At 68.3% G+C, this 18,160-nt stretch carries 17 protein-coding genes; 3 read left to right on the top strand and 14 right to left on the bottom strand.

Annotation, left to right across the window (positions count from 1 at the left end):
* Positions 1-116: 116 nt before the first annotated feature.
* The 6 genes from pyrF to pyrR form a co-directional block, all read right to left on the bottom strand.
* Positions 117-962: an orotidine-5'-phosphate decarboxylase gene (gene pyrF / locus CGUA_RS07095; protein ID WP_290194145.1), complete on the bottom strand. Its 846-nt coding sequence runs from the start codon at positions 960-962 to the stop codon at positions 117-119.
* Entirely contained in the window at positions 962-4,309 is a 3,348-nt protein-coding gene (gene carB, locus CGUA_RS07100; protein ID WP_290194148.1) for a carbamoyl-phosphate synthase large subunit, read from the bottom strand. Before carB ends, pyrF begins: the two co-directional genes overlap by 1 nt.
* 33 nt (positions 4,310-4,342) lie before the next feature.
* Complete coding sequence (carA, locus tag CGUA_RS07105) at positions 4,343-5,515, bottom strand: glutamine-hydrolyzing carbamoyl-phosphate synthase small subunit (protein ID WP_290194150.1); 1,173 nt, start codon at positions 5,513-5,515, stop codon at positions 4,343-4,345.
* 73 nt (positions 5,516-5,588) lie between these two features.
* A complete protein-coding gene (locus CGUA_RS07110; protein WP_290194153.1) occupies positions 5,589-6,929 on the bottom strand; it encodes a dihydroorotase in 1,341 nt (446 codons plus the stop codon).
* Positions 6,930-7,895 (bottom strand): aspartate carbamoyltransferase catalytic subunit, encoded by a 966-nt coding sequence (locus CGUA_RS07115; protein WP_290194155.1) that lies wholly within the window; start codon positions 7,893-7,895, stop codon positions 6,930-6,932.
* Positions 7,896-7,901: 6 nt separating this feature from the next.
* The gene (gene pyrR / locus CGUA_RS07120; protein WP_290194156.1) at positions 7,902-8,513 is read right to left on the bottom strand and encodes a bifunctional pyr operon transcriptional regulator/uracil phosphoribosyltransferase PyrR; all 612 of its coding nucleotides are present in this window, start codon (positions 8,511-8,513) and stop codon (positions 7,902-7,904) included.
* 278 nt (positions 8,514-8,791) lie between these two features.
* Between pyrR and CGUA_RS07125 the strand changes: the two genes are divergently transcribed.
* Genes CGUA_RS07125 through CGUA_RS07135 form a run of 3 tightly spaced genes read left to right on the top strand, consistent with a single transcriptional unit; the run spans position 8,792 to position 11,206 of the window.
* Positions 8,792-9,340, top strand: coding sequence for a YbjN domain-containing protein (locus CGUA_RS07125; protein WP_290194158.1), 549 nt, complete (start codon positions 8,792-8,794; stop codon positions 9,338-9,340).
* Positions 9,321-9,794 carry a hypothetical protein gene (locus CGUA_RS07130; protein ID WP_290194160.1) on the top strand — a complete coding sequence of 158 codons (474 nt, stop codon included), beginning with the start codon at positions 9,321-9,323 and terminating at the stop codon, positions 9,792-9,794. The genes CGUA_RS07125 and CGUA_RS07130 overlap by 20 nt, the downstream gene beginning before the upstream one ends.
* A 59-nt stretch (positions 9,795-9,853) precedes the next feature.
* Positions 9,854-11,206, top strand: coding sequence for a TIGR01777 family oxidoreductase (locus tag CGUA_RS07135; RefSeq protein WP_290194162.1), 1,353 nt, complete (start codon positions 9,854-9,856; stop codon positions 11,204-11,206).
* On the opposite strand, the gene CGUA_RS07140 is transcribed toward CGUA_RS07135, so the two are convergent.
* The 8 genes from CGUA_RS07140 to aroC form a co-directional block, all read right to left on the bottom strand.
* Positions 11,203-12,048: a PPK2 family polyphosphate kinase gene (locus CGUA_RS07140; RefSeq protein ID WP_290194164.1), complete on the bottom strand. Its 846-nt coding sequence runs from the start codon at positions 12,046-12,048 to the stop codon at positions 11,203-11,205. The two genes, CGUA_RS07135 and CGUA_RS07140, sit on opposite strands and share 4 nt — an antisense overlap.
* A 36-nt stretch (positions 12,049-12,084) precedes the next feature.
* On the bottom strand, positions 12,085-12,603 hold the full coding sequence (gene nusB, locus CGUA_RS07145; protein ID WP_290198340.1) for a transcription antitermination factor NusB: 519 nt from the start codon (positions 12,601-12,603) through the stop codon (positions 12,085-12,087).
* A gap of 89 nt (positions 12,604-12,692) precedes the next feature.
* The gene (efp, locus tag CGUA_RS07150; protein WP_290194166.1) at positions 12,693-13,256 is read right to left on the bottom strand and encodes an elongation factor P; all 564 of its coding nucleotides are present in this window, start codon (positions 13,254-13,256) and stop codon (positions 12,693-12,695) included.
* Between the two features lie 60 nt (positions 13,257-13,316).
* Positions 13,317-14,411 (bottom strand): M24 family metallopeptidase, encoded by a 1,095-nt coding sequence (locus CGUA_RS07155; protein WP_290194168.1) that lies wholly within the window; start codon positions 14,409-14,411, stop codon positions 13,317-13,319.
* A gap of 77 nt (positions 14,412-14,488) precedes the next feature.
* Entirely contained in the window at positions 14,489-14,929 is a 441-nt protein-coding gene (gene aroQ, locus CGUA_RS07160) for a type II 3-dehydroquinate dehydratase (RefSeq protein WP_290194171.1), read from the bottom strand.
* Positions 14,930-16,009 (bottom strand): 3-dehydroquinate synthase, encoded by a 1,080-nt coding sequence (aroB, locus tag CGUA_RS07165; protein ID WP_290194173.1) that lies wholly within the window; start codon positions 16,007-16,009, stop codon positions 14,930-14,932.
* Positions 16,010-16,150: 141 nt separating this feature from the next.
* Positions 16,151-16,669 carry a shikimate kinase gene (locus CGUA_RS07170; protein ID WP_290198341.1) on the bottom strand — a complete coding sequence of 173 codons (519 nt, stop codon included), beginning with the start codon at positions 16,667-16,669 and terminating at the stop codon, positions 16,151-16,153.
* Positions 16,670-16,896: 227 nt separating this feature from the next.
* Positions 16,897-18,117, bottom strand: coding sequence for a chorismate synthase (gene aroC, locus CGUA_RS07175; protein ID WP_290194175.1), 1,221 nt, complete (start codon positions 18,115-18,117; stop codon positions 16,897-16,899).
* Positions 18,118-18,160 lie beyond the last annotated feature (43 nt).

Raw genomic sequence — 18,160 nt, forward strand, 5'->3', positions numbered from 1 at the left:
GCTCTGACTCCGGGCAAGTTTAGCACCGGACCGCGTGATCCCCCATCGAAGTGCCGGAGTTTTGGCACGTCACGGGGTCACGAGTTCCAAAGTACCAGGTCGCGCCTTTGGGAGGATCATCGCCCAACCGGATAGTCTCCGGCCGCCCCGATCGCCGCCCGACGCAGGTCCGCAATGTCAGGACCAGCGGAAAGGACTGAGCGGGACACGTTCGGGATGCCCAACGCCGACCCGGCGATACGATCGACGTCCGCGCGGGTGGCGCCCTGCGCGCCGACGCCCGGCATCAGCACCGGGCCGCCGAGGCCGTCGAGCTCCGGTGGCGCCGCCAGGGTCGCGCCGACGACGACGCCGATGTTGCCGACGGATCCGGCCACGCCCTGAGCGCGGGCCGCCGCGTTGAGCGCGGCGCAGGCGTCGACGACGTGCTGGGCGACGCTGCGCCCCTTCGCGTCGGCGTGGGCCTGCAGCTCGACCGCCTCCGGGTTGGAGGTCGCGGCGAGCACGAACACACCCGCCCCGGTCGAGGCCGCGTAGTCGAAGACCGGCTGCAGCGCGCCGACGCCGAGGTACGGGCTCACCGTCACGGCGTCCGTGCTCAGCGGGGACCGCTCCCCCAGCCAGGCGTCGGCGTAACCGGCCATGGTGGAACCGATGTCGCCGCGCTTGGCGTCGGCGACGACGAGGGTCCCCGACTCCCGCAGGTCGGCCAGCGCCCGCTCGAGCACCGCAAAGCCCGCGGAACCGAAGCGTTCGAAGAAGGCCACCTGGGGCTTGACCAGGGCGACTTGGCCGGCGAAGGCCTCGACGCAGCGGGAGGTGAACTCCGTGAGCCCGGCGACGTCGTCGTCGAGCCCCCAGGCCTGCAACAGGCTGGCGTGCGGGTCGATGCCCACGCACAACCGGCCGTGCCGCTCACTGGCCGCGAGCAGCCGCTCGCCGAAACCGGTGCCCGCGCCCATTAACGCAGTCCGCCGGCCGGGGTGTGGTCGAGCTCCTGGAGCGCACGGACCTCAAAGCCACCGGCCCGCAGCGCCTCAATGCCCTGGACCGCCGCGGTCACGCCCTGCACGGTGGTCACCAGCGGGACCGACGCGGTCACGGCGGCGGCGCGGATGTCGTAACCGTCGTGACGGGCACCGGCGGAACCGGCCGGGGTGTTGAGAATGAGATCGACCTCGCCGGCGAGAATCATGTCGACGATGGAGGTCTCGGCGCTGCCCTCGCGGACCTCGCTGGCCTTGGCGACGATCTCGCACTCGATGCCGTTGCGGCGCAGCATCTGGGCGGTGCCAGCGGTCGACAGGACGCGGAAGCCCAGCCGGGCCAGAGTCATCATCGGCAGCATCATGTCCCGCTTGTGGCGGTTGGCCACGGACACGAAGATGGTCCCCTCGGTCGGCAGCGCGCCGAAGGCGCCGGCCTCGGCCTTGGCGTAGGCGGCTCCGAAACTGTCGGCGATGCCCATGACCTCACCGGTGGACTTCATCTCCGGGCCGAGGATGGTGTCGAGCATGGAGCCGTCCGGACGGTGGAAGCGGCTGAAGGGCAACACGGCCTCCTTGACGGTGATCGGGTGATCGATCGGCAGGGAGCCGCCGTCGTAGTCGGTCGGAATCATGCCCTCGGCCTTGAGCTCCTCGATGGTGGCGCCCATCATGATGCGGGAGGCGGCCTTGGCCAGGTGGACGCCGGTCGCCTTCGAGACGAACGGGACGGTGCGGGAGGCACGGGGGTTGGCCTCGATGACGTAAAGGATGTCGTCCTTGAGGGCGAACTGGATGTTCATCAGCCCCTTGACGCCGATGCCGTGGGCCAGCGCCTCGGTGGAGCGACGGACCTTCTCGATGTCCTCCGGGCCGAGCGACATCGGCGGCAGCGAACAGGCGGAGTCGCCGGAGTGGATGCCGGCCTCCTCGATGTGCTCCATGACTCCGCCGAGGTAGACGTCGGTGCCGTCGCAGAGGGCGTCGACGTCGATCTCGATGGCGGAGTCGAGGAAGCGGTCGACCAGGACCGGGTGGTCCGGGGACAGCTCCGTCGCCCGGTTGATGTAGTCCTCCAGGCTGGCCTCGTCGTAGACGATCTCCATGCCGCGGCCGCCCAGGACATAGGACGGGCGGACCAGGACCGGGTAGCTGATGCCGTTGGCGACGGCCTTGGCTTCCTCGAAGGTGGTGGCGGTGCCGAAGGCCGGGGCCGGCAGACCGGCGTCGGTGAGGACCTTGCCGAACTCGCCGCGGTCCTCGGCCAGGTCGATGGCCTCCGGGGAGGTGCCGACGACCGGGACGCCGGCGTCGGCAAGCCGCTGCGCCAGGCCGAGCGGGGTCTGGCCGCCGAGCTGGACGATGACGCCGGCGACGGTGCCGGACTCGGACTCGGCGTGGTAGACCTCCATGACGTCCTCGAACGTCAGCGGCTCGAAGTAGAGGCGGTCGGCGGTGTCGTAGTCGGTGGAGACGGTCTCCGGGTTGCAGTTGACCATGACGGTCTCGTAGCCGCGCGCGGAGAGCTCGAGGGCGGCGTGGACGCAGGAGTAGTCGAACTCGATGCCCTGGCCGATGCGGTTCGGGCCGGAGCCCAGAATGATGACCTTCTCGCGGTCGGAGGCTGCGACCTCGGACTCGGCGGCCGGGTCCAGCTCATAGGCGGAGTAGTGGTACGGGGTCTGGGCCTCGAACTCGCCGGCGCAGGTATCGACGGTCTTGAACACCGGCCGGATGCCCAGGGACCAACGCAGCTTGCGCACGCCGTCCTCGCCCGCGAACTCAGGGCGGAGCACGGCGATCTGCTTGTCGGACAGGCCGTAGACCTTGGCGCGGCGCAGCAGCTCCTCGTCGAGGACCGGGGCGGACTCGAGCTCGCTGCGGAACTCGATGAGATTGGCGACCTCGGCCAGGAACCACGGATCGATGTCGCTGGCGTCGAAGACCTCCTCGATGGAGGCGCCCAGGCGCAGCGCGAGTTCGACGTCGTACATCCGGCCGTCGGTGGGGCGGCGCAGGTCCTCGAGAACGGCCTGGACGTCGGTGGCGCGCTCACCGGCGAAGTACTCGTCCGGCTTGGTCCAGAAACCGGACTGCTTCTCCTCCATGGAGCGCATGACCTTGTTGAGGCCGGAGATGTAGTTGCGGCCGATGCTCATGGCCTCGCCGACGGCGGTCATGGAGGTGCCGAGGGTGTCGTCGGCGCCCGGGAACTTCTCGAAGGCGAAGCGCGGGGCCTTGACGATGACGTAGTCCAGGGCCGGCTCGAAGGCGGCCGAGGTGGTGCCGGTGATGTCGTTGGTGACCTCGTCCAGCGTGTAGCCGATGGCGAGCTTGGCGGCCATCTTGGCGATGGGGTAGCCGGTGGCCTTGGAGGCCAGCGCCGAGGAGCGGGACACGCGCGGGTTCATCTCGATGACCACGACGCGGCCGTCGACCGGGTTGATGGCGTACTGGATGTTGCAGCCGCCGGTGTCGACGCCGACCTCGCGGATGATGGCGATGCCCAGGTCGCGCAGCTTCTGGTACTCGCGGTCGGTGAGGGTCAGGGCCGGGGCGACGGTGACGGCGTCGCCGGTGTGGACGCCGACGGCGTCGACGTTCTCGATGGAGGCGATGACGATGACGTTGTCGTCGCTGTCGCGCATGAGCTCGAGCTCGTACTCCTTCCAGCCGAGGATGGATTCCTCGATGAGGACGTTGGCCTCCGGGGAGGCGGCCAGGCCGCCGCCGGCGATGCGCTCGAGGTCCTCGTTGGTGAAGGCGAGCCCGGAGCCGAGACCGCCCATGGTGAAGGAGGGGCGGACCACGACCGGCAGGCCGAGCTCGGCGACGTACTCGTGGACTTCGTCCATGGTGTGGCAGACCTTGGAGCGGGCGGACTCGCCGCCGACCTTGGTGACGATGTCCTTGAACTTCTGGCGGTCCTCGCCACGCTCGATGGCCGGGATGTCCGCGCCGATGAGCTCGACGCCGTACTTCTCGAGGATGCCCAGGCGGTCCAGCTGCATGGCTGCGTTGAGGGCGGTCTGGCCGCCGAGGGTGGCCAGGACGGCGTCGATCTTGTGGCCCTGCTCGGCCTCGCGGATGAAGATCTTCTCGATGTTCTCCGGCACGATCGGCTCGACGTAAGTGTGGTCGGCCAGCTCCGGATCAGTCATGATCGTCGCCGGGTTGGAGTTGATCAGCGTGACGCGAAGGCCCTCCTGCTTGAGGACGCGGCAGGCCTGGGTGCCGGAGTAGTCGAATTCGCAGGCCTGGCCGATGACGATCGGGCCGGAACCGATGACCAGGACGTTGTTGATGTCTGTGCGCTTAGGCATGGTGTTTCTCCCTGAAATCTTTCCTGGTCGGTGTTACTTGTTCGGCGAGTACTGGTCCATCAGTTCGGTGAACTGATCGAACAGCGGGTTGGAGTCGTGCGGGCCGGCGGCGGACTCCGGGTGGTACTGCACGGAGTAGGCCATGCCGTTGTCGAGCGCCACGCCCTCGACGGTCCGGTCGTTGAGGTTGACGTGGGTGACGCGGGCCGGGCCGAAGTCGGTGTCGAAGGTGCCGTCCTCCCCGTCGGTGGTCGACGACTCCGGGGCCGCCAACGCGAAGCCGTGGTTCTGGGAGGTGATGTCGATCTTGCCCGTCACGGTGTTGACGACGGGCACGTTGATGCCGCGGTGGCCGAAGGTCATCTTGTAGGTGTCCAGACCGAGGGCGCGGCCGAGGATCTGGTTGCCGAAGCAGATGCCGAACAGCGGGACTTTGTCCTCGATGATCTGGCGGGTGATGGCGACCATCTCGTCCGCGGTGGCCGGGTCGCCGGGGCCGTTGGAGATGAAGACACCGTCCGGGTGGTACTGCTTGATCTTCTCGACCGGGGTGTTGGCCGGGACGACGACGGTTTCGATGCCGCGCTGGGCGAAGTGGTTCGGGGTCGCGGTCTTGATGCCCATGTCGTAGGCGACGACGGTGTACTTCTTCTCGCCGACGGCCTCGATGGTGTAGGCCGCGTCGGTGGAGACCTCGGTGGCCAGGTCGGCGCCGGTCATGGACGGCTGTGCCTGGACCTCTGCGACGAGGTCCTCGACCGGGCGCTGGGCCTGGTCGCCGGTGAAGATGCCGGCCGCGATGGAGCCCTCGTTGCGCAGGTGGCGCACCAGGGTGCGGGTGTCAACGCCAGCGATGGCGGTGATGCCCTGGGCCTTGAGCTCGTCCTCGAGGGAGCGCTCGGCACGCCAGTTGGAGACGCGCTTGGCCAGGTCGCGGATGACGTAGCCGGCGGCCCAGATCTTACCGTCGCGGGACTCGGAGTCCTCGTCGTTCCAGCCGGTGTTCCCGATCTGCGGGGCGGCCGCGACGATGATCTGGCGGTGGTAGGACGGGTCCGTGAGGGTCTCCTGGTAGCCGGTCATGGCGGTGGTGAAGACGGCCTCGCCGAAGGTGGTGTCGGTGGAGCCGACGGAGACGCCGCGGAAGGTGCGGCCATCGGCGAGCACGAGGATGGCCGGGGTGCGGGTTGCTGTGCCAGAAGTCACGGGGTGGTGCCTTTCGCGTAAAGGTGCAATCGATGCAAATTATTCGTCATAGTGGATTATATGCGCAAACCGGTCAGCGCGTGAACGTCGGCCGACCGCGCAGCAGCGTGGCGGCGACCCGCGTCGAGAAGCTCTCGCCCTCATACGGCGTGTTCTCGGTCTTCGAGGCCAGCTCCTCGCCGTGGACGGTCCACGTCGCGTCTTCGGAGACGTCGACCAGGGTGAGGTTGGCCGGCTCCCCCACCGCAATCGGCCGGCCCTGCCCGGGCAGCTTCGTGATCTCGGCCGGGCGTTCGCTCATGACCTTGGCGACCCAGCGCCAGTCGGCCAGTCCCGGGCGAACGAAGGCCTCGGCGACGACCGCCAGGGAGGTCTCCAGTCCGAGCATGCCCGGCTTGGCGTGGTCGAACTCGACGCACTTGTCCTCGGCGCCGTGCGGGGCATGGTCGGTGGCGACGCAGTCGATGGTGCCGTCGAGCAGGGCGTCACGCAGAACCATCATGTCGCTGTCCTCGCGCAGCGGCGGGTTGACGCGGTAGTTGCCGTCGAAGGTCTCCAGCTTGGCGTCCGTCAGCCACAGGTGGTGCGGGGTGGCCTCGGCGGTGACCGCAACACCCTGCTCCTTGGCCCAGCGAATGAGCTCGACGGTGCCGGCGGTGGACGCGTGGCAGACGTGGATGCGGGCGCCGTAGTCGCGGGCGAGCATGATGTCGCGGGCGACGATGGACTCCTCGGCCACGCGCGGCCAGCCGCGCAGTCCGAGGCGGGCCGCGGTCGGGCCCTCGTGCGCGACGGCGCCCTCCGTGAGGCGGTGGTCCTCGGCGTGCTGCGCCAGCAGGACGTCCAGGCCGGCGGCGTACTCGACCGCGCGACGCATCAGCAGGCTGTCGGTGACGCAGACGCCGTCGTCGGAGAACATCCGCACGCGTGCGTCGGAGCGGGCCATCATGCCGAACTCGGTGAGCGTCTCGCCCGCCAGCCCCTTGGAGATGGAGCCGACCGGGTGGACGTCACACAGTCCGGTGGTCTGTCCCTTGGCCCAGACCGCCTCGGCGATGATCGGCTGATCCGTGGTCGGCAGGGTGTTGGCCATCGTGAACACGGCGGTGAAGCCACCGCGGGCGGCGGCTTCGGAGCCCGTGGCGATGGTCTCGGTGTCCTCCCGACCCGGTTCGCGCAGGTGCACGTGCATGTCGACCAGGCCCGGCAGCAGGACGGCTCCGTCACCCTCGACGACGGTCACCTCGGCGTCGGCCGGCGCGTCGACGTCCGCGCCGATGGCGGCGATGACGCCGTCGACGGCCAGGACGTTGACGGGCTCACCCTCGCCGTAGGGACGGACGCCGGTGACCAGGGTGGTGCCGGTGGCGTCAGCGGTGGCGCCGGTCGGCGGATATGCCAGTTCAGTGCTCATTTACTTCTCCCCTTCCGAACCGGCGAGGACCGAGGAGGCCCTGCCGAGTGTGCCGTCCGACGCGAGCAGCGTGAACAGTACGGCCATACGGACGTGCACGCCGTTGGAGACCTGCTGCAGCACGGCGGCCTTGTCCAGGTCGGCGACGCCGTGGTTGATTTCCATGCCGCGCAGCATCGGGCCCGGGTGCATGACGATCGCGCCCTCCTTCATCGCCGCGGCGCGTGCCTTGCTCAGCCCGTAGAGGGTGGCGTACTCCCGGTGCGTGGGGAAGAAACCGCCGTTCATGCGCTCCTGCTGCACACGCAGCATCATGACGACGTCGGCGTCGGGGATCTCGGCGTCGAAATCCTGGGTGACCCGGACCGGCCAGGTCTCGGCGCCGGTCGGCAGCAGGGTCGGCGGGGCGACCAGCACGATCTCGGCGCCGAGGGTGGACAGCAGGTCGACGTTGGAGCGCACCACCCGGGAGTGGATGCAGTCGCCGACGATGATGACCTTGAGCCCCTCGATCCGGCCGAGGCGCTGACGCATCGTGACCGCGTCGAGCAGCGCCTGGGTCGGGTGCTGGTGGGAGCCGTCGCCGGCGTTGATGACCGACACCTCGGGAAGCCACTGGGAGACCAGCTTGGCTGCGCCCGATGAGGGGTGGCGCATGACGATGGCGTCCGCGCCGATGGCCGCCAGCGTGGCAGCGGTGTCCTTGAGGGACTCCCCCTTCTTCACGCTGGACGAGGAGGCCGAGATGTTGATTACGTCGGCGCTCATCCACTTGCCGGCGGTCTCGAAGGAAGCCCGGGTGCGGGTGGAGTTCTCGTAGAACATGGTGTAGATCGTGCGGCCGCGCAGCGTGGGCAGCTTCTTGATCTGCCGGCCCTCGAGGGCGGCGCGGAAGCTGTCCGCCTCGTCCATCAGGCCGAGGATCTCATCGCGGCTCAGATCCGCGATGGACAAGAGGTTCTTCATCTCGGGCTACTCCTGGGTCTCGTCGCGGGAGACGTCGTCGCGGGTCAGAAGCACGGCGTCGCGGCCGTCGATCTCCGCGCTGAGGACGGAGACGCCCTCGGACCGGGAGGTCGGGATGTTCTTGCCGACATAGTCGGCCCGGATCGGCAGTTCCCGATGGCCGCGGTCGACCAGGACGGCCAGCTGCACGGCGGCCGGACGGCCCTCGTCACGCAGCGCGTCAAGCGCGGCCCGGATGGTGCGGCCGGAGAAAAGGACGTCGTCGACGAGGATGACGGTCGCGTTGTCGATGCCCCCCTCCGGAATTGAGGTGGGCTTCAGGGCGCGATGCGGTCCGCGATTGAGGTCGTCGCGGTAGAGGGTGATGTCGAGCGCGCCCACCGGAACGGTGACGCCGGAGTATTCGGCGATTCGGGCGGCAAGACGTTCGGCCAGGGGCACTCCCCCCGAAGGGATGCCCAGCAGCATGACGTTGGCGGACTCTCCGGCGGTGGAGTCCAGCGCAGTTTTCTCAATGATCTGGTGCGCGATGCGTGCCACGGTGCGTCCGACGTCATCGGCGTCGAGCAATTCAATGCTCGACGTGTGCCGTAACTCGGACTCGTGCTGTGTACTCATCGTGACCTCCTTCCCCGCCTCACAGTGCGGTCTTTAAAGGATGGTGCAGTTGTATGCTCGTTCACAGGTCGTCAGCCGTCATGGTGGCGACTGCCACGATGCTAGCACGGCCGGGGCTCGGCTCCGGATCTCCGGGCTACCCCCGTGCCGCCGGTTGAGTCCCGAGGTGCGGGGAGTCGCGCCCGCGGGACCGGACGGTCGGGCACTAGTGTGGATCTGATCGCCCGGGGTGCCCGCCCCGGGGACCGACAGACACAGGAGTAAGTGAGCAGACCCGTATGAGCCAGCCACACCACCCCGCGGCGGATACGCCGGAGGAGAACTCCGCGACGCCCGAACGCCACCAGGACGGACCCGTCGCGGCCGTCACTCCCGAACGGATCGCGGAAATCCTCACGGCCGAGAACCTCGAGTTCCGCCTCGATTCGGCCCCCGTCGGTGCCGACGAGGCCCCGCTGACCGTGGTGCGCACGGGATTCGACAACATGGCGCTGACCTTCGCCGTCACCGACGGTCGCATCTTCGCCGAGGGCCTGTGGCGGGCCTCCATCCCCGTGGACAACGCCGCGAAGCTGCTCTACGACGTCAACTACTTCAATCAGATGCAGATCACCCCGACGCTCCGCTTCTTCGAGGGCGCCGACGGGCGCCTCGCGGTCAGCGGCGTGCGCCAGATCCCCGTGACCACGGGCCTGAGCCGCAACCAGATCGGCGTCTTCGTGCTGACGACCATTGAGGCCTTCGTCCGCGCCTTCGAGACGATGGAGCAGGAGAACCCGGAGCTCGTGACCTGGACGGAGGGACACCATGACCACGACCACGCCTAACCCGCTTGACGACGCCCGCCCCACCGCCGTGACGATGGACCGCATCATCGACGCGATGAAGTCGGAGTTCGACATCACCCTGATCCCCGGCGAGCACCCGGAGAGCGCCACCGCCAACCTCAACGGCCTGGCCTGCACCTTCGCGGTTCTCGGGTCGATGGCCATCGTCCGCGCCGAGGCCGACAGCGGCGTCGCCGTCGACGCGGCCGACGCCACCTGGTATCTCGCCGCCAACGACATCAACAGCACCGGCGTCGGCGCCGCCGCGATCATCGTCGACCGCGGCCCTTCCCTCCTGCTGCGCACCGAGGCGGAAATGTCGGTCGCCGCCGGCCTCACCGACGCACAGCTGACCGAGAACCTGCGGTTCGGCGTGGATGCGGTGATCACCACCCATGACGCGGTACGCGCCACCGCGGAGCACATCACCGCCCGCCGCACCGGCCAGGCCTGATCCGGGGGCGGTACTCTCGGGGTGAACCATCCCCCGAGACAGTGAGCGCAGGTCCGACAATGTCCCTCACCACCAGCCATACCGTCCCAGCCCCGCTCCCCGACGTGTGGCGGTGGCACACCCGCCCCGGCGCCGTCACCCGGCTGACGGCGCCCTTCCTGCCGATGCGGCCCGTGCGGGAGGCGGACTCGCTCCGGGAGGGCACCACCGTGTTCTCCCTCCCCGCCGGCCTGACCTGGGTCGCCCGGCATGATCCGGAGGGGTTCCGGGAGGGGCAGCGATTCCGGGACACCTGCGTCAATCCGCCGCTGGCGGGGCTGACGAGGTGGACCCACGACCACGAGTTCTCCGCCGTCGGCCCGGCGGAAACGCTGATCACCGACACCGTCCGCACCCGGCTGCCGGCCCGACTGATTCGCTCCGCCTTCGCCTACCGCCAGCACCAGCTGGTCCAGGACCTCGATTTCATCGGCCGTCTGCGCACCGACTACCCTGACACCGACGCCCTGACCTTTGCGGTCACCGGCGCCACCGGAACCGTCGGTCGCGCACTGTGCGCCCAGCTGACCACGGCGGGCCATTCGGTCGTCCGGCTGACACGCAGTAGGACCCCCCGCGAAGGATTCCGGACCTGGGACCCCCACTCCCCCTCCCCGGATCTTCTCGACGGCGTCGACGTCCTCATCCATCTCGCCGGTGAGCCCCTCTTCGGGCGGTTCAACGACGCCCACAAGGCGAAGATCTACTCCTCCCGTGTCGGACCGACCCGCCGACTGGCACAGTTGGTCGCCGACACCGCGTCCGTCCGTGCGATGATCAGCGCCTCCGCCATCGGCCTGTACGGCGCGGCGCCGGGCGAGATATCCCTGGACGAGCGATCCCGCCGCGGGGAGGGTTTCCTCGCCGACGTCGTCGCCGACTGGGAGGCCGCCACCCACCCGGCCGCCGACGTCGGCAAGCGGGTGGTCACGGTCCGCACGGGCATCGTGCTCAGCAGCGCGGGAGGTATGCTCCCGTTACTGTCCGCCCTGATGACCACCGGACTGGGCGGTCCGATCGGCGACGGCTCGATGTGGACCTCCTGGATCGCCCTCGACGACCTCGTTGACGTCTACGTCCACGCGGCGTTGGATACGTCCTGGCACGGACCCGTCAACGCCGTCGCCCCCCATCCCGTCACCAACAAGGAACTGACCAGGGCCATCGGCGCGCAGGTCCATCGTCCCACGGTGGTGCCCGTCCCCCGGCAGGCGCCGGCGCTGCTGCTGGGCCGGGAGGGGGCCCGGGAACTGGCGCTGGCCTCCCAGCGCGTGGACCCGGCGGTGCTGCGTGAGCGCGGGCACCGGTTCCGGTACCCGGAACTGACCGGGGCCCTGGCCCATGAACTGGGCCGGGAGGATCTGCTCGGTTAGGAGGCGTCGAGATGACGCCGCGCCGTCTCCAGGTCATCGACCGGCCGTGGCCACGGCTGCTGGAGCTCCCGCAGCTGCTCCACCAGCAGGTGTTTGACCACCATCCGGGCGTATTCCTTGTTGTCGCCCGGGACGACGTACCACGGTGCCTGCGCCGTGGAGGTGCGCTCGAACGCCGTCTGGTAGGCGGCCAGGTACTTCTCCCACTTGGACCGGGCGACCAGGTCGGCCCGGTCGAATTTCCACATCTTTTTTTCGTCGGTGAGCCGCTCGACCAGGTTCGCGTACTGGAACCCCCGGGAGATGTGGAGCATCACCTTGATGATCCGCGTGCCGCGGGCGGCGACCTCATTCTCGAAGTCGACGATCGCGCCGTAGCGTCGTTCAATCTCCGCGGGTTCGGCGTAACCCTCGATCTTCTGGACCAGAACATCCTCGTAATGGGATCGGTCGAAGACCGCGATCTCCCCCGGCTCGGGCAGCTTCGGCCGGACCCGCCAGAGAAAATCATGGGCGGCTTCCTCCGGGGTCGGCTTTCCGAAGGCGTGGAAGCTCAGCCCCATCGGGTGCATGACGCGGGCGAGGCGCTTGATCAGACCGCCCTTGCCCGAGGTGTCCATCCCCTGCAGCACCAGCAGCACCGAACCGGTTCCGTCGACGCCGCTGCGGGCGTTGGCCCACAGGTTTTCCTGGAGGTCGCTGATCTCCCTGTCGTGCTGGGCAAAGTCCGCCGCCAGCTCTGCTTCCGAAGACACCCCCGGGGTCGAGGCCGGGTCAACGTCCGACAGGTGGAAACCGGGGCGAAAGAGAAATTGACGGGCTTCTTCAATACTGAATGACATGCCCGTCAATTCTACGCGTCCTTTTCCCGGGGTGGGCTAGGTCTCCTGCCGATCCTCCGCGGCTCCGGCCCCACCCTCAATGCCAGGGTCCGGCGCCTCATTCAGTGGATTGTCCGCGGAGCTGGACTGGGCGATGTCATCCAGGACGGCATGGATGTACGGGGAGGCCACGTCGGTGGAGTATTCCGCGGCTATCTCCACGGAGTCCACAATCGAGATCGGCGCGTCGATCTCGGGGTTGAAGAGAATCTCCCATGCGCCGACACGCAGGACGGCCCGGTCGACGGCCGGCAGGCGGCGGAGCTCCCACTCCTGGGAGAGGTAGCGCTCGATGGCGGCGTCGATCTCGTCGAGACGCTCGGCGGCGCCGCGGACCAGCTCGGAGGTGTAGTCGGCGACCGGGGCGACCCCGTTCTCCTGGAATCGCGACAGCGCGATGCGATCCTCGACGATGGCGACCGGGTCGACGTCGCGGGTCTCCGCCTCGAACAGGAAGTCGACGGCGCGACGGCGGGCGCGATAACGGGCGCCGCGGCGGCGGTAGTTCTTCTCCACGGCCGGGGGCTGACCGGACTTGCCGGCGTCCGGGGTGGATTCGGTGTTCTCAGACAACGTGGTCGAGACTCCTCGTACGTTAGGGCTGATTAGTTGTTGACTCGGGAGAGGTACTCGCCCGTGCGGGTGTCGACCTTGAGGACGTTGCCGGTCTCAATGAACAGCGGGACCTGGATCTCGGCACCGGTCTCGAGGGTGGCCGGCTTGGTTCCGCCGGACGATCGGTCGCCCTGCAGGCCCGGCTCGGTGTGGGAGACGGTCAGATCCACGGAGGTCGGCAGTTCGCCGAAGAGGGCGTTGCCCTCATGGAAGGAGACCTGGACCCGCATGTTCTCGAGGAGGAACTTGCCGGCGTCGCCGAAGGCGTCATGGCCGAGCTCGAACTGCTCGTAGGTCTTGTCGTCCATGACGACGTAGGAGGTGCCGTCGTCGTAGAGGTAGGTCATGTCGCGACGGTCGACGGTGGCGGTCTCGACCTTGACGCCGGCGTTGAAGGTCTTGTCGATGGTCTTGCCCGAGACGATCTCCTTGAGCTTGGTGCGCACGAAGGCAGGACCCTTACCCGGCTTGACGTGCTGGAACTCCACGATCTGCGACAGCTTGCCGTCGATGACCAGGACCATGCCGTTCTTGAAGTCGGCCGTAGTTGCCACGAATGTTCTCCTATGTGGTTGGCGGGGTTTCTCGTGAAAGTCTTTTGCTGCTCTACAAACCTACACCACGGTGAGATCAGTGCTGATTCCGGAGGTGATCACGCGCGGCGCCCCCTCGGTGATGACGAGGGTGTCCTCGATACGCACTCCCCCACGACCCGGCACGTAGATGCCCGGCTCGATGGTCAGCGTCATTCCCGGTGCGAGCACGCCTTCACCGCTTGTCGACGCCGACGGCCCCTCATGGACCTCCAGCCCGATTCCGTGGCCGGTGGAATGCACGAAATTCTTTCCGTAGCCTGCGTCGGTGATGATGTCCCGGCATGCTTTATCGACATCGACCAGCGCGGTGCCCGGCCGGGCCGCCGCGATGCCAGCGCGCTGGGCCTGCAGGACGGTGGCGTAGACGGACTGGGCGGTGCTGTTGGCTCGTCCCATGACGAAAGTGCGGGTCATGTCCGAGTTGAAGCCGCCCCGGTGGGCGCCGAAATCGATGGTGACTAGATCCTCGTCCTGGATGACCCGGTCACCCGCGCCATGGTGCGGCTTGGCGGAGTTGGGGCCGGAGGCGACGATGGTGTCGAAACTCGGCCGCTCCGCCCCGAGCGCACGCATGCGGTACTCCAGATCCGCGGCGACCTCGAACTCGCGACGCCCGACGGCCAGCTCCCCGTCGTCGAGCAGGCCGATCATCGCCTGGGTGGCCAGCGCCGCGACGTCGGCGAGCGCGTCGATCTCATAGTCACCCTTGATCAGACGCAGCTTCTCGACCGCACCGGTGAGCGGCACCAGCGTCGAATCCTCGGGGCAGACGTCCCTGAGCGCCTCGAACTGGGCGACGGTGACGTGCTCGGACTCGAAACCGATGCGGTCGTAGCGGCCCCCCTCCCGGAGGACGGCCTCCGCGCTCGGCCGGGCGATGATGGCCTCGATCTCCGGGACCTCCTCCCGGATCTGGGTGGTGTAGCGGCCGTCCGTCGCAATCACGGCGGTTCGGTCCTTGCCCACCAGCAGCGCCGCGTTCGAACCGGAGAAACCGGTCAGGTAGCGAACGTGAATGAGGTTGGTGACTAGGAGCGCATCAATGCGCTGCGCGGCCAGAGCCGAGGCCAGCGCTCGGCGGCGGGTGTCGAAACGATTGTCGGCGTACGCCATGGTGGGGTGACCTCCCGGGAAAGATGCGTTCTGCGTGATTTCTCCCACTCTAGCGCCCGACCGCATGGCCGGGGCCCTTAAGGGGCGAAGAAACGCAGCGCGTACTCGTAGCCGACGACTCCGAGGCCGGCGATGACCCCGCGGGCGATCGGCGACAGGTAGGAATGCTGGCGGAAAGGCTCCCGGGCGTGCACGTTCGAGATGTGCACCTCGACGAATCCGGGGCCGTCGGCGACCTCCGCCAGGGCGTCGCGAAGCGCCACCGAGGTGTGGGTGAACCCGCCCGGGTTGATGACCACGGCCCAGCCGTTGTCGGCGGCCTCATGGACCCACTCGATCAGCTCGCCCTCATGGTTGGACTGTCGGCAGATGACCTCGAGACCGAGCCCGGCCCCCAGTTCGGTGACCGAGTTCTCGATGTCGGCGAGCGTGGTGGAGCCGTAGATTTCCGGCTGGCGCTTGCCCAGGCGGTTGAGGTTCGGCCCGTTGAGGACGAGAACGGTGCGCACCGCGGGCATCTAGAACCCCTCCGAGATTGCTGCGTAGGCGGCGCGCAGTTCGTCGACGGTGGCGTCGACGAGGCGGGTGGTCGAGCCGACCTCGCCGTCGAGGACGACGAAGCGGATCGAGCCGTCCCGGTTCTTTTTGTCCCGGGTCATCGCGGCGTAGAGCTCGTCGAAGTGGCCGGGTTCGTAGGTCGTCGGCAGGCCGACCGACTGGAGGATGTTCCGGTGGCGGCGGACGAGCTTCTTGTCGATGAGTCCTCGGGCGTGCGCCAGCTCAGCGACGAACATCATGCCCACGGCGACGGCGTGACCGTGCCGCCACGCGTAGTTCTCCCGCAGCTCGATGGCGTGGCCGAAGGTGTGGCCGTAGTTGAGGGTCTCGCGCAGCCCGGACTCCTTGAGATCCTCGCCGACCACCGACGCCTTGACCGCCACGGAACGCTCGATCAGCTCGGCGAGGCGATGGCTGGGCATGGCGACACCGTCCTTTTCCGTCTCGTAGATCTCAAGGATGCGCTCATCGGCGATGAAACCGGTCTTGATGATCTCCGCCGACCCCGCGACCAGCTCCTGCTCCGGCAGGGTGTTCAGGATGTCCAGGTCGATGAACACCGCTGTCGGCTCATGGAAGGCGCCGACCAGGTTTTTGCCCGCGGCGGTGTTGATGCCGGTCTTGCCGCCGACGGAGGCGTCGACCATCCCCAGCAGGGTGGTCGGAACCTGCACGACGCGAACGCCGCGCATCCAGGCGGCGGCCACGAAGCCCGCCAGGTCGGTGGCGGCGCCGCCACCGATGCCGATGACGACGTCACGCCGCCCGAGGCCGAGCTCACCGAACCGGTCCCAGAGCCGGCCGCAGACCTCGAGCGTCTTTCCCTCCTCGGCGTCCGGGATGACCAGCATCGTTGCATCGATGTTGCGGGTCTCCAGATCCACCGACACCCGACGGGCGACGGCCGTCAGCGTCGGTTGGTGGATGATCGCGACCTTCGTCGGCGCCAGGTCGGTGATGAAATCGGCCAGTTCGTCGCTGAGGTTGTGACCGATGGTCACCGGATATGGGCTCGGACCGTTGACGGTGATGGTGGGCACGGAATATCTCGTCTCTGTCTGCGTCGGGAGCGGGGTCAGGCTCGGGGCGGGAGCGGGGTGCCGGTGAAATCACCGTCACCGGCGCACCTGATACCGGAGATGTTACTCGGCCGGACTCCTCGGGGAATCTGGGGCAGCCGGCTAGTAGGCGTCGAGGAACCCGAGGATGTCGGCGACGACCTGCTGCGGGCTGCGGCTGTCGGTGCGGACCCGGTAGTCGGCTACCTCGCGGTAGAACGGCGCGCGGGTCTCCAGCAGCTGGCGGTAGTGCTCGAATAAGTTCGCCGCCGCCAGGACCGGGCGGGAATCGTCGGAACCGGTGCGGCGCACGCCCTCCTCCGCGGAGACGTCCACCCACACCACGGCATGGCTGGCGAGCAGTTCACGGGTCGAGTCGGTGAGCACGGCTCCCCCGCCGAGGCTGACGATGCCACCGGTGGTCAGCGCTTCGGCGACTTTCTCGGCCTCGATCTCGCGGAAGCGCTCCTCGCCGAGCTCGCTGAAGACGGCGCCGGTGGCCTTGCCCGCGTCCTCCGCGATCAGGTCATCCGTGTCGACCAGGGGCAGACTCAGCGCACGCGAGAGGCGACGCCCGATGGTCGATTTTCCGGCGCCCGGCGGGCCGACGAGAACCACCTTCGGCCGGGTGTGGCAGACGATGGGATGGACGAGTTCGGAATAGTCACCCTCAGCCGTCAGCTCGATCAGCGGGCTGACGGGAGCGATGGTGGGAACCTCACCGAGCACGTTCGGTGCCTTGGGGTAGGTGGTGGGGTCAGTCAAGGTGTGTTTCTCCTGTCTCAGTCCCGCGTACCTGGTCGCGGGGGATTCCCATGGGCTCTGACCGGGGTCGGGCAGGGGCACGACCGCCTTCCCCGGTGAACAACTCAGTCGTCGGAGCCGTTCTCGAACGCCAGACGCTGATCGACGTAGGCCAGGTAGGCGGCGATGTTCGCCTTGGTCTCCGGCAACGAGTCGCCACCGAACTTGTCCAGCACGGCACGGGCGAGCACCAGCGCCACCATGGCCTCGGCGACGATCCCCGCCGCCGGGACCGCGCAGACGTCCGAGCGCTGGTGGATGCCGGTCGCCTCCGAGCCGTCGGACATGTCCACGGTCTTCAGCGCCCGCGGTACCGTCGAGATCGGCTTCATGGCCGCACGGACGCGCAGCTGCTGGCCGTTGGTCATGCCGCCCTCGATGCCACCGGCACGGTTGGTGAGTCGGGCCACCCCGTCCTCGGTACGGACCATCTCGTCGTGGGCGGCGGAGCCGCGTCGGCGGGCCTCCTCGAAGCCGTCGCCGATTTCCACGCCCTTGATCGCCTGGATACCCATGAGAGCGGACGCGAGCTGAGCGTCGAGCCGCTGCTCGCCGCTGATGTGGGTGCCCAGTCCGATGGGCAGACCGTCGACGACGACCTCGACGATGCCGCCGAGGGTGTCACCGGCCTTCTTGGCGGCCTCGATCTCGGCGACCATGGACTCGCCGGCCGCGGCGTCAAAGGCCCGGGTCGGGTTCTGGTCGATCGCGTCGATGTCGGCCGGGGTCGGCGCCGGGCCGGTGTAGGGCTCGGACGCGCCGATGGAGATAACGTGGCTGATGACCTCGACGCCGAGGGTCTCACGCAGGAAGTTGCGCGCCAGGGTGGCGGCGGCGACCCGGGCGGCGGTCTCCCGCGCAGAAGAACGCTCCAGGACCGGGCGGGCGTCGTCGAAACCGTATTTCACCATGCCGGAGAAATCGGCGTGGCCGGGACGCGGGCGGGTGAGCTTGGCGCCACGGCCGGAGCTCATCGCCTTCTCCACCTCGGGATCGCTCATGTCCAGCGCTTCCGGGCTCATGATGGTGGTCCACTTCGGCCACTCGGTGTTGCCGATCATGATGGCGACTGGGCCGCCGATGGTCTCGCCGTGGCGGATACCGGTGAGCAGCGTCAGCTCATCGGCCTCAAACTTCATGCGCGCGCCGCGCCCATAGCCCAGGCGACGACGGGCGAGATGACGGGAGATCTCCTCCGTCGTGACGGGCACGCCCGCAGGCATGTTCTCGACGAGGGCGATGAGGGCTTGGCCGTGCGATTCACCGGCGGTGGTCCAACGAAGCATGCAGGTATTCTCCCACACAGCATCCTGGGAGGGCATATCGGTG

Source organism: Corynebacterium guangdongense, assembly GCF_030408915.1.
Classification (GTDB): Bacteria; Actinomycetota; Actinomycetes; order Mycobacteriales; family Mycobacteriaceae; genus Corynebacterium; species Corynebacterium guangdongense.